Below are 18,746 nucleotides of genomic sequence, written 5' to 3'. Positions count from 1 at the left end.
CCCTCAGCCGTTCCGGCGTTCCGGCCCGGCCGAGATCGCCTGGACGTTGTGGACCTTCAGCGAGGTGGACTGCGCGCGAATCGGACCGGGCGGGCGGACCACCACGCCGCCGCCGCCGATCGGGCGGGGCGCCTCGGCCTGGGGACGCTCGGGACCGGGCTCGGTCGCCGCGGGCGACGCGGCCTTGCCGTCGTCCTCCGGCGGAAACTCCTGCATGCGAGCCCCCGCGGCCCCGTCCGGGCCAGGCTCGTGATCGACCACCATGTCGGCGCCGGCACCCGCCAGTTCCGGCCGCGGCTGGGGACGCGGCTCGGGGCCGGATTCGGAGCCCGAGCCCGGACGCGCGTCCGGGCGCGTATCCGGGCGCACATCCGGGCGCGGCACAGAAGCCACACGGGGAGCCGTCGAGGCCTGCGGCTGCTGCGGCTGCTGGCCGGCCGGCAGGCGGGGTGCCGGACCGGCCACTCCCGGGCGGGCCGGCGCCGCCGCCGGCAGGGCCGGCATGATCTCCTCGCGGCTGCCGAAGCGCTGCATCATGCCGTTCTGCAGCACCAGCACCTTGTCCATCAGCGACAGGGTCTGCGGCCGGTGGGTGATCAGCACCAGGGTGACGCCGGCGGCCTTGAGCGCCCGCACGGCGTTCAGCAGGGCGTCGTCGCCCTGGCTGTCCAGGTTGGCGTTCGGCTCGTCCAGGACCACCACGCGCGGATCGCCGTACAGCGCCCGCGCCAGGGCCACGCGCTGGCGCTGGCCGCCCGACAGGATCTGCCCGGCCCAGCCGATCTCGGTGTCGTAGCCGTTCGGCAGCCGCAGGATCATCTCGTGCAGGCCGGCGAGGCGCGCCGCCTTGACCACCTTCTGCGGATCCGGCTCGGCCTCGAGCCTGGCGATGTTCTCGGCGACCGTGCCGGGGAACAGCTCGGTGTCCTGCGGCATGAAGCCGATGTAGCGGCCGAGTTCCTCGCCGTCCCAGGTGAACACGTCGGCGCCGTCCAGCCGCACGTTGCCGATGGTCGGCTTGGCGACCCCGACCAGCAGCCGCGCCAGCGTCGACTTGCCGGCCGCCGACGGGCCGATGACGCCGAGCGCCTCGCCGGCCGGCAGATCGAAGCTGATCCGCTGCAGCACCGGCTTGGTGAGGCCCTGCGGCTGGAAGTACAGGTTCTCGACCGACAGGTGCCCCTCGGGGGGCGGCAGTTCCATCTTCTCCAGCCGGCTCTGCGCCGCCTCCAGCACCGCCTCGATCGCCCGGTACGCCTGATAGGCCTCGATCATCGGCCGGGCCTGGCTGACGCCGCCCTCGATCGGCTGCAGGGCGCGCCCGAGGATCAGCGTCGAGGCGATCATCAGCCCGGAGGTCATCGGGGTGTGCGGGTCGATGATCTGCACCGCCGCCACCGTCATGATGATCATCTGGACCAGCATTCGCGCCGACTTGGAGATCGCCAGGAACACCGCCGCCCGGTCGCTGGCCCGGCCCTGCAGCTCGAGGACCTGCTCGTTGGCGGCGTGATAGCGCTTCAGTACCGCCTGCCGCATGCCCATGCTCTCGATCACGGCGGCGTTGCGGACCGCCGAATCGGCCGACTGGTAGGCCGTGACGGAATGGTTCTGCGCCTCGGCCAGGGCCGGCCGGGTCACCCGGTCGTTCAGGATGCCGAGCACCAGCATGACGATCGCCCCGCCGATCGCCGCCAGCCCCATCGGGGCGTTGATGTAGAAGATGATCACCAGGAACACCGGCACCCACGGCATGTCGAGCATGGTGAGCATGCCGGGGCCGGTCAGGAAGCTGCGCAGCACCGCCAGCTGGCGCAGGACCTGGGTCGAGCCGACCTTCGAGCGGTCCAGGGCGTCGACCACGATCGCCGACAGCAGCAGCGGGCCGATCCGGCGGTCGATCCAGCGCGACACCCGCACGAAGGCGAAGCCGCGGACGCTGTCGAGCGCCGCCTGCACCCCGAGCGCGACGGCCGCCATCAGGAGAAGCAGGAACAGGGTCGTGGAGCTGCGACTCGCCAGCACCCGGTCGAACACCTGGTACATGAACAGCGGCATCGTCAACATCAGCAGGTTGACGAAGAAGCTGAACACGCCGCAGGCGGCGAATGCCGTATAGCAGGCTTTCAGAAGTCGATGGACGGTGACGGGGCTGCGCGAGTGCATTCTCGCCTTCGCTGGACCGGGCCAAACGCGCGTGGTCGCGCGGGCGTCACCGTATCACACCCTCCGGCCGACGGCGACCGGACCGGCGGTCAGTCCTCGGTGAACTTCGCGAGGTCGATCTCGCCGTGGCGGAACGGAATCCAGTACTTGGTCTCCGGGTTGAACTGGATGCCGTAGATGTTCGTGCAGAACACCTTCTGCGGCGGCAGGGTTCCGCCGGCCTCCTGCTCGGTCCGGCCGTTGTCCACGAGGTCGGACGCCTTGAACTTCTCCCAGGCGGCCCCGACGTTGGCGCGCTCGGCCTCGGGAAGATCGTTGATCTCCATGGCGAGATCCCAAGTCTTCTCGAGATCGTTCCAAAGATCGTCCAGATAGGTGCCCATGACCCTCGCCCGTCACGCGTCTCAATCGCTCGTTCAGCGACGTCGGCTTATACCAAACACCGCCGCCGGTGAAACCCGAAACTTGGCCAGTACCGGCCGGCGCGAGTGTCTTATGAAACGCCTCGCCTTGTAAACCGCCTGTCATCAAAGGGAGGTCCGGCACGGCGAGCGCGTTGACCGGACTCGGGCAAACCGCTATCCGACCCCGTCACCCTTTGGAATTGGGGAACATGGCGACCAAGAACCCGCCCGACACCGGCGAGACCGCCCCGACCAGCGCCCCCACCAGCGCCCCCTGCGGCGCGCAGCCCGGCGCCAGCATCGGCCATCCCACCGCCGTCCTCGTCCTCGGCATGCACCGCAGCGGCACTTCCGCGCTCACCCGGGTGCTCAACGTTCTCGGCGTGGAGCTCGGCGACGACCTGCTGCCGCCGGCCGCCGGCAACAACGAGACCGGCTTCTGGGAGCATCAGGGAATCGTCGACCTGCACGGCGACCTGCTGGACGGGCTCGGCTCGAGCTGGGACGACCCGCGGGCGCTGCCGGCGGGCTGGGCCGACAGCGAGGCCGCGGGCAGGTTCCGGGAGGCGGCGGCGACGCGGCTGCGCGGCGACTTCGAGGGCCAGCCGCTGTGGGGGATCAAGGACCCGCGGATGTGCCGGTTCGTGCCGCTGTGGCGCACGCTGTCCGACGACCTCGGCGCGACCCCGGCCTGGGTCGTCATGCTCCGGCATCCGATGGAGATCGTGCGGTCGCTGCACCAGCGCGACGGCATGTCCTCCGGTCGAGCCTATCTGCTGTGGCTGCGCCATGCCCTGGAAGCCGAGCGGGCGACCCGCGGCCAGCCCCGGGCGTTCGTCGACTACACGGGGCTGATGTCGGACTGGCGGGCGACCATGCGCCGGCTGGCCGACCAGCTCGGCCTGCCGCTGAAGCTCGACGACGCCACCGCTCAGGAGGCGATCGACGGCTTCCTGAAGCCGCAGCTCCGCCACTTCGCGTTCCACGAGGAGGTGCTGGGCGAGGACGAGCGGCTGGCCCGCTGGGTCGGGGCAGTGCACGGCGCGCTGGCCCGGCTGGCCGCCGGTCCCGACCCGGAAGCCGAGGCGGCGCTGGACGCGGTCGCCGCCGAGCTCGACCTCGCCGGCTGGTACTACGACGACGTGGTCGCCGACTCGATACCGCGCGAGAAGCGGCTCGCCGAGGAGATCGACGACCTGCACCACCGCCTGCACGAGCGCCAGATCTGGGCGGCCGAGCAGGAAACCCGGGTCGCCGAGCGCGAGAACCGCATCGCCGAGCGCGACGCCCGCATCGCCCAGCGCGACGCCGCGCTCGAGAACGTGCACGCCTCGCTGCACGAGATCTCGTCGTCGCAGGCCCAGACCATCCAGGAACTGCGGCGGACCCTGGTCGAGAAGGAATCGGAAATCAGCATGGCGCAGGGCGAGGTCGCCCGGCTGCACCACAATTTCCGCTACATCAGCTCGACCTGGTCGTGGCAGCTGACCCGGCCGATGCGCCTGCTGGCACGGGTCGGCCAGGGCATCCTCGGGACCATGCGGCTGCGCACCTTCGAGATGACGCCGCTGACCTTCATCAACATCCGACACATCAGCCAGGGCCACTACTACGCGACCAACCCGCACCCGCACATCGTGCTGGGGACTCAGCGCGGCCGGCTGCCGACCGGCTGGATCGAGATCAAGTACCAGATCGAGGCCAAGCGGATCGCCTCGCCGTTCCTGTTCGTCGACCAGGGCGAAGGCACCGACGAGTCCGGCCGCATCCGCCTGCCGCCGACCCGCAACGGCCGCGGCCGCGCGATCGTCCGCCTGCCGGACCGGGTGACCGCGCTGCGGCTCGACCCGGTGACCTTCATGGGCGAGTTCCGGGTCGGCCCGATCGAGATCCGCGAGCTCAACGGCATCGTGCTGGCCGTCCAGCTCATGTGGGAGCGGATCGCGCCGGCGCTGAAGGACCGCGACGTCCGCCGCCGCACCTGGGACGGGCTGACCGCGGCGCTGAAGCGCGGCGGCCTCCGCGAGGTCAAGGAAGGCCTGCGCCACCAGGCGACCGAGCCGCTGCGCACCTACCGGAACTGGTGGGACACCTACGCCGCACTGGCCGACGGCGACCTCGAGGCGATCGGCCGGCACATCGAGGCGATGGGCAGCAAGCCGCTGCTGTCGGTGATCATGCCGACCTACAACACCGACCCGGAAGTGCTCGACAAGGCGATCCGGTCGGTGCGCGACCAGCTCTACCCGAACTGGGAGCTGTGCATCGCCGACGACGCCTCGACCCGCGAGGACACGCGCGCGACGATCCGCCGGCACGCCGCCGAGGACGACCGCATCAAGGTGGTGTTCCGGGAGAAGAACGGCCACATCTCGGCCGCCTCGAACTCGGCGCTCGACCTCGCCACCGGCGAGTTCGTCGTGCTGCTCGACCACGACGACGAACTGACCCGCCACGCGCTCTACATGATCGCGAACGAGCTGAACTTCCACCCGAACGCCGACGTCATCTACAGCGACGAGGACAAGATCGACGAGGCCGGCGAGACCGACCAGCCGTACTGCAAGCCGGACTGGTCGCCGGACATGTTCCTGGCGCAGAACTACCTCAACCACGTGACCGCCCACCGCCGCAGCCTGGTCGAGGAGGTCGGCCGGTTCCGCCTCGGCTTCGAGGGCAGCCAGGACTACGACCTGGCGCTGCGGATCATCGAGAGGATCCGGCCCGAGAACATCCGCCACATCCCGTTCATCCTGTACCACTGGCGGGCGGTCAGCGGATCGGTCGCCGACACCGAGGAGGCCAAGGACTACGCGCTGGACGCCGCCCGCCGGGCGATCCGCGAGCACCTGGAGCGCTCGAAGATCGACGCCGAGGTGGTGGCCGGCGCCGACACCTACAGCCACCGCGTGGTGTACGCCCTGCCGAAGCAGAAGCCGCTGGTCAGCCTGATCGTGCCGACCCGCAACCGCGCCGACATCCTGAAGCTCTGCGTCGACGGCATCCGCGAGAACAACGACTACGAAAACTGGGAGATGATCCTGGTCGACAACGGCAGCGACGAGGCCGAGTCGCTGGCGTATTTCGAGACCCTGGCCGAGGACCAGCGCATCACCGTGCTGCGCGACGACGGGCCGTTCAACTACTCGCGCCTGAACAACCGGGCGGCCCGCAAGGCCAATGGCGAGATCCTCGGCCTGCTGAACAACGACATCGAGCCGATCAACCGCGACTGGCTGACCGAGATGGTCCGCCAGGTGCTGCAGCCGGGGGTCGGGGCGGTCGGCGCCAAGCTGTACTACCCGAACGACACCCTGCAGCACGGCGGGGTGATCGTCGGCCTGGGCGGCGTCGCCGGGCATTTCGACAAGCGGCTGCCGCGCGAGAAGCGCGGCTATTTCGGCCGCGCCGCCATCGTGAACAACTTCTCGGCGGTCACCGCCGCCTGCCTGCTGACCCCGAAGAAGGTCTGGGACGAGGTCGAGGGCCTGGACGAGCACCACCTGGCGGTGGCGTTCAACGACGTCGACCTGTGCCTGAAGATCCGCAAGGCCGGCTACCGGATCGTGTGGACGCCGTACGCCGAGCTGTACCACCACGAGTCGGTCAGCCGCGGCGTCGACACCGCGCCCGAGAAGATGGAGCGGTTCGCCGCCGAGGTCCGCACCATGCAGGAACGCTGGAACACCCGGCTGGAGGCCGACCCGTTCTACAACCCGAACCTGACCCTCGACTACGAGCGCCCGCACCTAGCCGACCCGCCGCGCGCGACCCGGCCGTGGGAGGCGTACTACGAGGGTTGAGCGGGGGCTGCTTCAGTGCACCCCCGTCGCTTCGTAGGTTCCTGATCGGTCGCGTCGTAGCGCGCCCGTCCGGAATGACGAAGGAAGAGGGACGGCCGATTTCAATTCCTTTCGTCATTCCGGACCGGACCGCCAGCGGCGGGATGGATCCGGAACCCACCCGCCGCTCCGTCGCCCGGACTACTCCGCAGCCGCCGCCCTTCCCGCGCCGGATTGCCGGCTGACCAGCCGGGCGTACAGCCCGCCCCGGGCCAGCAGCTCGTCGTGGCGGCCGATCTCGGCGACCCGGCCCTGCTCCATCACCACGATCCGGTCGGCGTTGCGCACGGTCGACAGCCGGTGCGCGATGACCACCGTGGTGCGGCCCTCCTGCAGGCGGTCGAGGGCGCCGCGCACCAGCCGCTCGTTGACCGCGTCGAGGTGCGAGGTCGCCTCGTCCAGGATCAGGATCGGCGCGTCCTTCAGGAACGCCCGGGCGATCGCCACCCGCTGGCGCTGGCCGCCCGACAGGCTGGCCCCGCGCTCGCCGACCCGGGTCGCCAGGCCGTCCGGCAGGGCGTCGACCAGGTCGCCGAGGGCCGCGTGCTCGACCGCCGCCCGCAGCTCGGCCGCGGTGGCGTCCGGCTTGGCCATCCGGATGTTGGCCTCCAGCGTGTCGTTGAACAGATAGGTGTCCTGGGCGACCAGGGCGACCCGGTCGAGCACCTGGTCGATGCGGTGCTCCCGCAGGTCGTGGCCGTCCAGCAGGACGCGGCCGGATTCCGGGTCCCAGAACCGCATCAGCATCTGTGCGGTGGTGGTCTTGCCGGCCCCCGACGGGCCGACCAGCGCCACGGTCTCGCCGGCCGCAACCTCGAAGCTGACACCGTCGAGCGCCGGCCGGTCGGTGCCGGGGTAGCGGAACCGAACGTTCTCGACCGACAGCGCCGCCCCGCGCTCCGGCCGCGGGGTGTCGACGCCGGGACCGTCCTGCACCACCGGGGTCTCGACCTCGACCGCGTGGATGCGGCGGGTGGCGCCCAGGGTGTCGGCGAGCTGCCGGCCGATCTGCGCGATCTCCGAGACCGGCAGGAAGGCGGCGATGCCGAGCAGGGTCAGCAACGGCAGCAGGCCAGGATCGATCGCCCCTTCAGCCGCCCGCGCCGCCCCGGTCACCACGATCGCCAGGCCGCCAAGACCGGTCAGCACCTCCAGCAGGCTGTGCTGGGCGGTCAGCTCGCGGAAGAACGGCATGCGGTGGCCGACATGGGCGTCGGTCAGCCGGTCCAGGTCGTCGCCGCGCACCGTCTCCTGGCGGTTGGCGACGATCTCGCCGAGTCCCTGCACCGAGTCGACCGCATGGGCCGCCAGCTCGCCGGACGCCTCGCGGGCCTTCGAGCCGAGGGTGTCGACCCGGCCGCGCATCAGCCACGGGCACAGCCCGACCGCCAGCAGGAACGGCGCCAGTGCCGCCGCCAGCCAGAAATCGGCCCAGGCGAGCGTCGCCAGCACCGCCGCAGGCACCAGCACCGCCACGAAGGCCGGCGCGACGGTGTGGGCGAAGAAGTACTCGACCAGTTCCACGTCCTGGGTGGCGATGCCCATCAGGTCGCCGGTCCGCCGCCGCACCAGGTAGGCCGGCGCCAGCTTGTCGAGCTTGTCGAAGATCGCGATCCGCATCTCCGCCAGCAGCCGGAACGCAACGTCGTGGGCCAGCCAGGATTCCGCCCAGTGCAGGATGCCGGCCAGCGGCGCGGTGACGAACAGCCACGGCAGCAGCGGCTCGAACGGCCGGCCCTCCTTGAGCGCCAGCACGATCAGCGCGCTGATCACCCCGACGCCGATGAAGGCCACGACCCGCGCCACGCCGAACACGAAGGTCGCGGTCATCTTGCCCTTCCAGGGCCCGATCATCCCCATCAGCAGCGCGACCAGCCGGCCCCAGCCCAGGCCCTCGGCCGCGACGATGCCCTCGGTCGGCCCGCCCAGCACGTCGTAGCGGCGCGCCGCTGTCGCCGCCTCGGTATCCTCGGCCGCCGGCGCCTCGTCCAGCACCACGTCGCCGTCCGAGCGCTCGGCGTCGCGCACCTGCTCGGCCATCAGCGAGGCGTAGACCCCACCCTTGGCCAGCAGCTCGCGGTGCGGCCCCTCCTCGACGACCCGGCCCTCGTCCAGCACCAGGATGCGGTCGCAGTCGACGACGCTGGACAGCCGGTGCGCCAGGATCAGCGTGGTGCGGCCCTGCATCAGCCGGTCGAGCGCCGACTGGATGACCGCCTCGTTCTCGGCGTCGACCGCCGACAGCGCCTCGTCCAGCACCAGGATCGGCGCGTCGCGCAGGATCGCCCGGGCGATCGCCACCCGCTGGCGCTGGCCGCCCGACAGCTTGATGCCCTTCTCGCCGACCGGGGTGTCGTAGCCCTGCGGCAGGCCGGCGACGAAGGCGTGGATGTTGGCGGCCCTGGCGGCCTCGATCATCTGCGCCTCGGTGGCGTCGGGCCGGCCGAGCCGGATGTTCTCGCCGATCGTACCGTGGAACAGGAAGGCGTCCTGCTGGACCACCGCGACCCGGGAGCGGATCGCCTCGAACGGCAGGGTGCGCAGGTCCTCGCCGCCGATCCGCACGGTGCCGGAGTCGGGGTCGTAGAACCGCAGCAGGAGCCGCACGATCGACGACTTGCCGACGCCGGACGGCCCGACCACGCCGACCCGTTCGCCCGGACGGACGGCGAAGCTCAGATCCTCGTGGGTAACCCGGCGCGAGCCCGGATAGGCGAAGCGCACGCCCTCGAAGGCGATGCTCGGCTCCAGCTCGGGCACCGCACGGGCCGGGGCGTCGGCGACCGGCGGCCGGGCGTCGAACAGCTTGTACAGGCCCTGGGCGGCGGACAGCCCGACCATGCCCTGGTGCAGCACCGAGCGCAGGTCGCGCATCGGGCGGAAGATCTCGACGCCGAGCATCAGGATGACCAGCAGCGCCGACAGCTCCATGGCACCGCCCTGCACCCGGAAGGCGCCGAGCGCCAGGGCCGACGCAGCACCAAGCGCGATCGACGCGTCGGTGATGCCGCGCGCCAGCGTGTTGGTCCCGAGCACCCACATGGTGGTCTGGAACAGGTGGCGGGCCTTCTCCGCCAGCACCGTGGCCCGTTCGGCCGACCGGCCGAACGCCTTGAGGGTGGCGAGGCCCTGGATCGAGTCCAGCAGTTCGGCGGCGAACGCCGCGTAGGCCTTCTGCCGGGCGATCGAGTTGGCGGTGTCCTTCTTGTGCCAGGCCGCCGGCGCGAACAGCGCGACCAGGGCGAACCCGCACATCACCGCCGCCACCGGCAGGTCGAGCCAGGCGACGAAGGCGAAGATCAGCACCGGCGTCAGTGCCGCCACCAGCAGCTGCGGCAGGTACTGGCCGAAATAGGTCTCGAGCTGCTCGACCCCGTCGATCAGCACCAGGGTCAGGTCGCCGGAGCGCTCGGCGCCGACATAGGCCGGGCCGAGCGCGGTCAGCCGCTCGAACAGGTTGCGGCGCAGCCGTTTCTGGACGATCGCCGCAGTCTCGTGCGCGACCATCGTGCGCCACTGCTCGAAGACACCGCGCAGCACCATCACCACGGCGATGCCGGCGGCCGCCGGCGCCACGTCGGCCAGCCCGTCGCCGGCGAATACCCGGGCGATCAGCCAGCCCAGCAGCGCCAGCCGGGCCACGCCGAGCCCGACCGCGATCAGGCCGATCAGCACCGCCCAGGCGATCCGCATGCGGACGCCCTCGGTGAAGGCCCAGAGACGGGGTTCGAAATGCATGAGTGCCGCTCCGACTTTGCGAATGAGTCGCAGGACTTCTATGTCGAACAGTTTCGTTCGTCCGTAGACAAAATCGACGACCGCTCGTAGAGAAATGTACAGGCGGGCGGGCCGCCGGCGAAGCTATGATGGCCGCATGATTGGAGACTGGGACAATCTGCGCGTGTTCCTGGCGCTGGCCGAGGAGGGCAACCTGACGGCCGCGGCCCGGCGCCTGCGGGTCAGCCACCCGACGATATCCCGTCGCATCAAGGCGCTGGAGGAGGAACTCGGCACCCGGCTGTTCGACCGGCTGCCCGACCGCTTCCAGCCGACCGAGCAGGCGCTCGAGCTGCTGCACGACGTCAAGGAGATGGAACGAGCCTCGCTGTCGATCGACCGGCGCAGCGCCGGCCTGTCCGGCTCGCATCTCGGCACCGTGCGGATCTCGGTCGACGAGACCATGGCGGAATTCCTGGGCCGTCACCTGAGCGAGCTGACCACCAACCACAAATGCATCGAGTTCGAGATCGCGGTCGCCCACATCTCCGCCAACCTGTCGCGGCGCGAGGCCGACCTGCTGATCCGCCACCACGTGCCCGACCTCGCCAGCGTGGTCGGCCGCAAGCTCGCGACCTTCGCGTTCGCGCTGTACGGCACCGCAGAGCTGGCCGCCCGGACCGACGGCTCGCGCTCGGCCCTGGTCGAGCTGCCCTGGGTCGGCTTCGACGACGAGCACCAGTACATGCCGGGTCAGCGCTGGCAGGCGGCGCTGCTCGGCAACGGCCGGCCGGCGGTGCGCACCAACAACGGGGTGATGCTGGTCAACGCCATCCGCGGCGGCAACGGCGTCGGCGTGCTGCCCTGCTTCATCGGCGATGCCGACCCGGCGCTGGTGCGGATCACCCCGGTGATCGACGAGGCCGCCACCGACCAGTGGATGCTGGTCCACAGCGACCTGCGCAACGTGCCGCGGGTGCGGATCGTGATGGACGCCCTGGTGCAGCTGTTCAAGGCGCACCGCGCCGAGATCGAGGGCACCGCCGCGGCACCGACCCTGGCGATGTCGGCATAGCCGGCGACCAAAGCGCCCCACGCTCTTCCATAGACATCAGAGAACCGTCGATGTATCAAATCGTACTTACGATTAACGCATGTTGTTCGATTGGAGCGACGCGAAGGCCCGATACAACCGCGCGAAGCACGGCGTGGCGTTCGAGGCAGTGACCCGGTTCGATTTGGAGACTGCGCTCATCCTGTTCGACGACCGGCGCGACTACGGCGAGATCCGCGAGCAGGCGCTCCGCATGATCGACGACAGACTGCACCAGCTGGCGTTCACCCGCCGCGGCCATGTGCTTCGGATCATCAGCCTCCGACCGGCGAGCCGACGCGAGCGTGCCCGATACAATGCCTGGGTTGATCAAAACGAGCAGTCCGATGTCTGACAGCAAACCGAAGTGGCGGAGGCCCCTCGAGCTCTCGCCCGAGGAAGACGCGGCGATCACGGCGGCGGCGGAGAGCGACCCCGATGCGCTACCGCTGACCGACGAGCAACTCGCCCGCATGCGCCCGTTCGCCGAGGTACACCCCGACCTGGTGCGCCGCCGCGGCCCGCAGAGGAAGCCGACCAAGGTTTCGGTCACGATCCGCCTGGACCCGGACGTGGTCGAACGCTTCAAGCGCGACGGGCCGGGCTGGCAGGCCCGGATCAACCTCGCCCTCCGCAAGGCGGTCGGCCTGGATCGGTAGGAACCGTCGCGCGCCCATACTGCCGGAACGGTGGCAGCAACCCTCGATGGCGTCAGTTGTCCCGTCCCGGCGACCATGCCAATGATGTCCCCCCCCCTGAGGCACTGACGCGGAGACGGCCATGACCACCGAGTTCAACGCCGAGGGCGGCTGCACCTGCCGGCAGGTCCGTTACCGGATGACCAGCCGGCCGCTGTTCGTGCATTGCTGCCACTGCAGCTGGTGCCAGCGCGAGACCGGCTCGGCGTTCGCGCTCAACGCCATGATCGAGGCCGACCGGGTCGAGCTGACGAGCGGCGCCCCGGAGTGCGTCGACACCCCGTCGGCCAGCGGCAAGGGCCAGAAGATCTGGCGCTGCCCGAGCTGCCGGGTCGCGGTGTGGAGCAACTATTCGGGGGCCGGCGAGGCCGTGAACTTCGTGCGGGTCGGCACCCTCGACGAGCCCGGACGGCTGCCGCCGGACATCCACATCTTCACCTCCACCAAGCAGCCCTGGGTGGTGCTGCCGGACGGCGTGCCGGCGATGGAGGAGTACTACCAGCGCAGCAGGTACTGGCCGGCCGAGAGCCAGGAGCGCCTCAGGACCCTGCGCGGCGGCTGACCGCTCAACCCGCCATGCCGTAGGCGGCCGGCGCGAACTGCCGGGCCAGGACGACCACGCCGAGCGCGACATAGGCGGCGCAGCCGAGCGCGATCGCCTCGATGCTCACGCCCAGATCCAGCAGCACGCCCAGCAGCACCGGCGACAGCGCGCTGGCGACCACCGAGCACGCGGTCACCATGGCCCGGATCGCCCCCAGGTGTCGCACGCCGTAGAGCTCGGCCCACAGGGTCCCGAGCAGGGTCGAGCTGAAGCCGGCGGTCGCCCCCGCCGCCATCAGGAACAGGAAGCCCGACCAGATCGGGTCGAAGGCGGCGAGCACCACCAGCCCGAGGCCGAGGGGCGCCAGGTAGAACCGGCAGGTCCGGCGCGCCCCGATCCGGTCGATCACCGGCCCGGCGACCAGGGCGGTGCCGACCTGGAACGCCGCGTAGCCGATGTAGCCGCCGGCGAAGACCGCGAGGCTCCAGCCCTTGACCTCGCTCAGGTGCACCTGGTGGAACAGCACGCCGGTGACGATGAAGGACGGCGCCATCGCCGCGACCAGCACCCGGTGGAACACCCGGTCGCGCAGCACCTCGCCCCGTGTCCATTGCCGGATGCCGTCGCTGCCGTCGCCGCCTGTCGTCCGCCCCAGCAGTGCCGCATGGCGGTCGCCGTGGCCCGCCAGCAGCAGCAGGGCGACCGGCAGGATCAGTATGAGCACCAGCAGCGCGGTGCCGCCATAGGTCTGACGCCAGCCGAACGTGGCGATCGCCGCCACCACCAGGACCGGGCACAACGCCTCGCCCGCCGGAAAGCCGAGTGTCGCCACGCTGACCGCCTTGCCGCGGACCGCCGGATCGGCATAGCGCGCCGTGGCGGTGACCGCGGTATGCGAGGCCAGCCCCTGCCCGAAGAACCGCAGCAGGAAGATCGACACGCCCAGGGCGACCGGCCCGGCTGCCCATGCCACCCCGCCGGCCGCCAGCGCCAGCCCGGCGAGCACGCCAGCCGCGAACAGCCGGAGGTCGAGCCGGTCGATCAGCCCCCCGGCCCAGGTCAGCAGCAGGCCGCTGGTCAGGGTCGCGACCGAGTACACCGCGCCGAAACCGGCATGGCCGAGGCCGAAGGCGTCGCGGAACTCCTGCGAGAACAGCGAGATGAAGTAGGTCTGCCCGGCACTCGACGCGAACGCCATCAGGAACCCGAACGCCAGCAGCCGCCGGTCCGCCAGCAGTGCCCGGAGCCCGGAAAACCTCATGCCGCGACCCCGATCGCCAGCAGCTCGGGCGGGTTCTCGACGCCGGGGAGCGGCACCGTCCCGCGCGACACTGCGACGGCGGCCGCGCCGGCGGCGTCGACGACCGCCCGGCTGGCCAGGACCCGGTCGCCGGTCACCTTGCAGGCCTGCTCGATGCGCGACGCCAGGTTGACCACGTCGCCGATGACCGTGAACTCCAGCCGGTCGGCGGTCCCGACGTTGCCGACCAGGGCCGGGCCGGCATGCAGGCCGATGCGCTGGGCCAGTTCGGGTTCGCCGCGCGCCGTCCGCTCGCGGTTCATGGCGGCGAGCTGCTCGGCCATGCCCAACGCCGCCCGGACGGCACGCGCGGAAGCCTCCTCCCGGACGCCGGTGGCCCCGAAGGTCGCCAGGATGCCGTCGCCCAGGAACTTGTCGACCGACCCGCCCTCCGCGAAGATCGCGGTCGTCATCCGCCCCTGGTAGTCGGCCAGCAGCTTCAGCGTCTCGTCCGGACCGATGGCGTGGGCCAGCCGTGTGAACGCCGTGAGGTCCGAGACCAGCACCACCACCTCGCGCATCCGCCCGCCCGGCCGCAGGAACGCGGCATCGGCACCGGCTATGCGTTCGGCCACCTCCGGCGAGAAGTAGCGCCGGAGCTGGCCGTTCGCCTTCTCCAGGGACACGGCACGGCGCACCGTCAACCGCGCCACCCAGGCGACCAGGGCGATGCCGAGCCCGGCGGCGCCGGTCAGCCCGATCGTGTAGGCGACCTTGCCGGGATGCAGGGCCGGACCCATGACGTGCTCCTGCCACGTCGCCTCGCTGGCGAAGCCGGTCCGCGGGTCGTCCAGCGCGACCGCCAGCAGCAGGAGCTGATAGGCCACCGTCAGTGCCGTCACCGTGAGCGGGTACCGCGGGTGCAGGGTCAGCGCGCTCAACGCACAGACCACCAAGGCGGCGGGCAGGCCGGTCTTGATCACGTAGGCGGCCGGCACCAGGTCGACGCCCGCCGCCCGCCACTCCAGCACCGGCGACGGTGCTATCATCGCGAAGGCCACGGCGACCGTGAGGTAGCCGACCACGGTCAACGCCTTGCCCCGGTTCAGCGCGCGGAGCAGCAGCGCAAGAATGCCGACGGTCACCAGGCCGCTGCCGAACACGAAGGCCTTGCCGGTGTCGGCCGTGATGAACACCAGGCCGCCGACCGCCCAGCCCAGGGACGCCACGGTCAGCGCCATCAGGAACCACCGCAGCCCCTGCACCTCGCGTTGGCGCAGCAGGGCCGGGGTGTCGTCCATCAGCTCCGCCAGCGCAGCGTGGTCTCGCGGACCGGATTCTCGAACGGGACGCCGTCGCTGCGCCACGCGGCATAGGCCTTCTTCAGGCGGAAGTACCACTTGGCCTGGACGTCGGCGTCGTTGATCAGCATCAGCGTCGGGTTGTGGGCGAGGCCGCGCTGCTGGCGCACCACCACGTCGCGGTCCTGGCCCAGGAACCGGCGGGCGAACGGCGCCAGGATCGGCTTCAGCAGGCTGAGCCACGGCACCGTCCAGAAGATCATGTGGGTGATCTCGGTGGTCTTCTCGTCGACCGGGGTCACCGCGGTCACGCCGCATACCCGGTGCCGGCCGATCTCGATGTCCTCGACCCTGAGGCCGGGCAGCCGGAACCGGATCTCGGTGGTCGGGGTGCCGCCGAGCAGCTTGTAGGCGGCGGAGTTCCTGGACGGCTGGTGGCGGAGCATCGCGAAGCCGAGGTCGCTCGGCCCGAACCGCTTGGCCTTCTCGTGGATCGACTTGCGGGTCCGCCACCACCAGCTGGTGTGCACGAACGGGCCGTGCGCCGGGTCCATCAGGCCGATCACCGCGTGGTCGACATGGCAAGGGAAGGTCATGCGCTGGACCATGCCGGGCGCCCTGTCGGTGACCGCCGGCAGCGCGGGCGGCGGCACCACCGGCTCGGCGGTGGAGCGCAGATCGGCGCGCATGTAGACCCAGATGCCACCGTGGCGGTCGACCGTCGGGTAGGTGGCGACCCGGATCTTCTCGACCTCCATCGCCTGGTCGGCGGTCAGCGACGGGATCGCCGTGCAGCGGCCGTCCGGGGCGAACCGCCAGCCGTGGTAGCAGCACTCGACCTCGCCGGCCTCGAACCGGCCGTCCGACAGCGGGATGCCGCGGTGCGGGCAGATGTCGCGCATGGCGAACACCGAACCGTCGTCGCCGCGGCCGAACAGCACCGGCTCGCCGAGCAGGGTCTTGGCCAGCATCCTGCCGGGAGCGAGGTCGCCCGACGGCATGGCGAAATACCAGATGTCGCGCAGGAATCCGTCGTCGCGGGCCGACGGACCGCGGCTCGGCGTGTCGGGACGCGGCGCTTCTGTTGTCTCGGTCGCTGGCATGGCGCGGACATTGCCACCGGCCCCTGGTGGTGGCAACTGCGGTCGTGGTCGCAGGATCGGCGGCTTTGCCGTCAGGCGACGCCGCTGGGTCCGGCGTCGGCGATCGGGAACACGCCGCGCAACGCGTCGGCCGGCAGGCGGGCGACATGGGTGATGAAGCAGTCGATGCCGCGGCCGCTGCGCGTCACCGGCAGGATCAGCTTCTCGTGCAGCACCCGGCCGTCCTCGCGCCGGTAGAAGTCGTCGCGCTCGGAGCGAATCAGCAGGTGAGTCGAAACGTAGGGCCAGCGGCTGGTACGCGCGGTGTCATAGCCTCGGCGCACCGCATCCCCGAGCTGCGCCGGATAGCTCGACATGTACTGGCCGGTCATGTCGACCCCGAGGTCGGCAACCACCGCCCCGCCGAACACCCGGCACAGGTAGTCGTCGGCCGCCTCGTCGCGGTCGTAGACGCACAGCGACCCGATCACGCTGCCGAGCTCCACCACGTCGAAGGCGTCCCGAGGCACCATCCATTCGCCGCGCCCGGCAGCCATCCAGCGTCGGAAAAGGCGCCGATTCGCCTCCGCGAGAAGGGCGCTCTCGTCCCCCGGGCCAAGCGATGCTTCCCGCGCGATCGTCCAGTTCAGCTCGAAATCCGACTGCTTCGGAGCAGGCATCCGACCGGGGTCCCCCCTACCGTCGGGCCGGAACGCTAGTATCGTTCCCATCTCGAATCCAGCCCCCAAAGCGCCCCGCGGCCCCGTCGGATCCGACATGGGACAGATTGCCGCCCGCCAACGCGATCGCATTGCGTTGGACACCGCGACCGACCGGGTCCGACAATCGCCGCCGGCAACGACGGAGATCGAGAATGTCGGCCTGGATCGAGATGATCGCAGACGAGGACGCCGGCCCGGAACTGCGGGAGGTTCTGGCGCTGGCACGGACGCCGCACGGCACCGTCGACAACGTGATGCGCGTGCACTCGCTGCGCCCGAACACCATGCGCGGCCACGTCATCCTGTACCGGGCGGCCCTGCACGACGACGCCAACACGCTGCCGACCTGGCTGCAGGAGACGATCAGCTCCTACGTGTCGATCCTGAACGACTGCCCCTACTCGCTCGCGAATCACTGGGCCAATGCCGCCCACCTGATCGGCGACGACGGCCGGGCCGCCGAGATCCGCGCCGCCCTCGACGCGCGGACTCCGGAGCGCGCCCTCGACGGACGCGAGCTGGCGCTCCTGCGCTACGCCGAGAAGCTGACGCTGCGCCCCGGCGAAATGACGAAGGCCGACGTCGACGCGCTGCGGGCGGCCGGGCTCGACGACGGCGAGATCCTCGAGGCCAACCAGATCGTCGGCTACTTCAACTACGTCAACCGGCTCCTGAATGGCCTCGGCGTCACCACCGACGGGGACATCGTCGGCTACTACAAGAGCGACGACCGGCGACGGCCGACCGCGGAGGGGACGGACCATGACCGCTGACGCGATCGCCGGCGCCCGGAACCTTCTGGTCGATTGCGCACAGGCGAAGCCGGGCGACCGGGTCCTGATCGCGTTCGAGCCGCCGTCGTTCGGCTACTACGAGGCGGACGCCCTGGAATGCCTGGTCGCCGCGGCGCGCACGATCGGCACCGAGGTGACGACTCTCGACGTCGGCTTCGAGCCGGAGGCCCCACGGCTGACCGACGATCTGCTGGAGGCGGTCCGCGCCGCCGACGTGATCGTCTTCCTGGCCCGGCTCGGCGACCAGCTGCGGTTCTCGGACATGCCGCCCGGCAAGACCTTCGTGGTCAGCTTCGCGCTCGCCGGCGGCATGTTCGCCTCGCCGTTCGGGCGCGCCGACTACGGGTTCTTCGTCAAGCTCAAGAAGCTGATCGACGCCCGCCTCGCCGCATCCGGGAGCGTGCGGATCACCTGCGCCCGCGGGACCGACGTGGTCGGCCGGCCGGACATCGACCTGGCGGTCGACGGCGACACCACGGTCCGGCGGTTCCCGATGCCGGTGTTCACGCCGGTGCCGGCGCACAGCTTCAGCGGCCGGGTCGCGCTGCCGGGCTTCCTGACCGGAACCGGGTCGATGTACTACGACCCGTTCACGATCGAGTTCGCGGAGCCGCTGTTCGCGATCCTGGAGAACGGCCGGCTGGCCGGCTTCGACGGTTCCGCCGCCGAGGTCCGCCGGGCCGAGGCGCATTACGACTTCGTCGCCGGGCGCTTCGGGATCGACCGCGACTGCGTGCATTCGTGGCACGCCGGCATCCACCCGGGCTGCGCGTTCCCGTGGCCGGCCCGGGAATCCTACGAACGCTGGAGCGGCGCCGCCTTCGGCAACCCGCGGGTCCTGCACTTCCACACCTGCGGGTCCTACCCGCCGGGCGAGATCTGCTGGAACGTGATCGACCCGACCGTGTCGATCGACGGCACGGCGCTCTGGCAGGATGGCGTGCTCGAGGTCGAGCGGGTACCGGGTGCTTCGGAGCTGCTGGCCGCCCATCCGGGCATCGCCGCGCTGTTCGCGGCCCCGTCCCGCCAGATCGGGATCGACTGAGCGCGCCGGCGCGCGTTCAGTACACCAGCTGGTCGTCGCCGCCGGAGCCGCCGATGACGATCTCGCCGCGGTCGGCCAGGTCCTTGGCCGACTGCACC

The 18,746-nt window shown here is 70.9% G+C and carries 14 protein-coding genes; 7 read left to right on the top strand and 7 right to left on the bottom strand.

All coding sequences use genetic code 11. The annotated features are described in order from the left end of the window. Window positions 1-3: 3 nt before the first annotated feature. Complete coding sequence (locus IE246_RS15080) at window positions 4-2,166, bottom strand: type I secretion system permease/ATPase (RefSeq protein WP_189991052.1); 2,163 nt, start codon at window positions 2,164-2,166, stop codon at window positions 4-6. A gap of 89 nt (window positions 2,167-2,255) precedes the next feature. After that, on the bottom strand, window positions 2,256-2,549 hold the full coding sequence (locus IE246_RS15075; RefSeq protein WP_189991050.1) for a hypothetical protein: 294 nt from the start codon (window positions 2,547-2,549) through the stop codon (window positions 2,256-2,258). 230 nt (window positions 2,550-2,779) lie between these two features. Here IE246_RS15075 and IE246_RS27920 point away from each other — a divergent pair, with 230 nt between their 5' ends. After that, window positions 2,780-6,373 carry a glycosyltransferase gene (locus IE246_RS27920; protein WP_229837205.1) on the top strand — a complete coding sequence of 1,198 codons (3,594 nt, stop codon included), beginning with the start codon at window positions 2,780-2,782 and terminating at the stop codon, window positions 6,371-6,373. A 180-nt stretch (window positions 6,374-6,553) separates the two neighbouring features. Here the strand turns inward: IE246_RS27920 and IE246_RS15065 are convergent, their stop codons facing one another. Further along, entirely contained in the window at window positions 6,554-10,150 is a 3,597-nt protein-coding gene (locus IE246_RS15065) for an ABC transporter ATP-binding protein (protein ID WP_189991048.1), read from the bottom strand. A gap of 136 nt (window positions 10,151-10,286) precedes the next feature. Here IE246_RS15065 and IE246_RS15060 point away from each other — a divergent pair, with 136 nt between their 5' ends. From IE246_RS15060 to IE246_RS15045, 4 genes are all read left to right on the top strand, one after another. Next, window positions 10,287-11,204, top strand: a complete 918-nt coding sequence (locus IE246_RS15060; RefSeq protein ID WP_189991045.1) for a LysR family transcriptional regulator — start codon at window positions 10,287-10,289, stop codon at window positions 11,202-11,204. A gap of 79 nt (window positions 11,205-11,283) precedes the next feature. After that, window positions 11,284-11,577, top strand: a complete 294-nt coding sequence (locus IE246_RS15055) for a BrnT family toxin (RefSeq protein ID WP_189991043.1) — start codon at window positions 11,284-11,286, stop codon at window positions 11,575-11,577. Next, window positions 11,570-11,881, top strand: coding sequence for a BrnA antitoxin family protein (locus tag IE246_RS15050; protein WP_189991041.1), 312 nt, complete (start codon window positions 11,570-11,572; stop codon window positions 11,879-11,881). The genes IE246_RS15055 and IE246_RS15050 overlap by 8 nt, the downstream gene beginning before the upstream one ends. 121 nt (window positions 11,882-12,002) lie before the next feature. Next, a complete protein-coding gene (locus tag IE246_RS15045; protein ID WP_189991039.1) occupies window positions 12,003-12,482 on the top strand; it encodes a GFA family protein in 480 nt (159 codons plus the stop codon). 4 nt (window positions 12,483-12,486) lie between these two features. Here IE246_RS15045 and IE246_RS15040 read toward each other — a convergent pair whose 3' ends face one another. The 4 genes from IE246_RS15040 to IE246_RS15025 all read right to left on the bottom strand — a co-directional run bounded on the left by IE246_RS15040 (window position 12,487) and on the right by IE246_RS15025 (window position 16,644). Beyond that, window positions 12,487-13,725: an MFS transporter gene (locus IE246_RS15040; RefSeq protein WP_189991038.1), complete on the bottom strand. Its 1,239-nt coding sequence runs from the start codon at window positions 13,723-13,725 to the stop codon at window positions 12,487-12,489. Further along, the gene (locus IE246_RS15035) at window positions 13,722-15,005 is read right to left on the bottom strand and encodes an adenylate/guanylate cyclase domain-containing protein (protein WP_189991035.1); all 1,284 of its coding nucleotides are present in this window, start codon (window positions 15,003-15,005) and stop codon (window positions 13,722-13,724) included. The genes IE246_RS15040 and IE246_RS15035 overlap by 4 nt, the downstream gene beginning before the upstream one ends. Then, window positions 15,005-16,108, bottom strand: a complete 1,104-nt coding sequence (locus tag IE246_RS15030) for a Rieske 2Fe-2S domain-containing protein (protein ID WP_189991033.1) — start codon at window positions 16,106-16,108, stop codon at window positions 15,005-15,007. The genes IE246_RS15035 and IE246_RS15030 overlap by 1 nt, the downstream gene beginning before the upstream one ends. Window positions 16,109-16,179: 71 nt before the next feature. Beyond that, window positions 16,180-16,644 (bottom strand): hypothetical protein, encoded by a 465-nt coding sequence (locus tag IE246_RS15025; protein ID WP_189991031.1) that lies wholly within the window; start codon window positions 16,642-16,644, stop codon window positions 16,180-16,182. 317 nt (window positions 16,645-16,961) lie between these two features. Between IE246_RS15025 and IE246_RS15020 the strand changes: the two genes are divergently transcribed. Both IE246_RS15020 and IE246_RS15015 read left to right on the top strand, forming a co-directional pair. Then, window positions 16,962-17,582, top strand: a complete 621-nt coding sequence (locus IE246_RS15020) for a carboxymuconolactone decarboxylase family protein (protein ID WP_189991029.1) — start codon at window positions 16,962-16,964, stop codon at window positions 17,580-17,582. Further along, window positions 17,572-18,648, top strand: a complete 1,077-nt coding sequence (locus IE246_RS15015) for a hypothetical protein (RefSeq protein ID WP_189991027.1) — start codon at window positions 17,572-17,574, stop codon at window positions 18,646-18,648. The genes IE246_RS15020 and IE246_RS15015 overlap by 11 nt, the downstream gene beginning before the upstream one ends. Window positions 18,649-18,746 lie beyond the last annotated feature (98 nt).

It is taken from the genome of Thalassobaculum fulvum (assembly GCF_014652915.1).
Classification (GTDB): Bacteria; Pseudomonadota; Alphaproteobacteria; order Thalassobaculales; family Thalassobaculaceae; genus Thalassobaculum_A; species Thalassobaculum_A fulvum.
The sequence above is the reverse complement of the archived record's forward strand: the minus strand, read 5'-3'. Positions and strand labels throughout refer to the sequence as shown.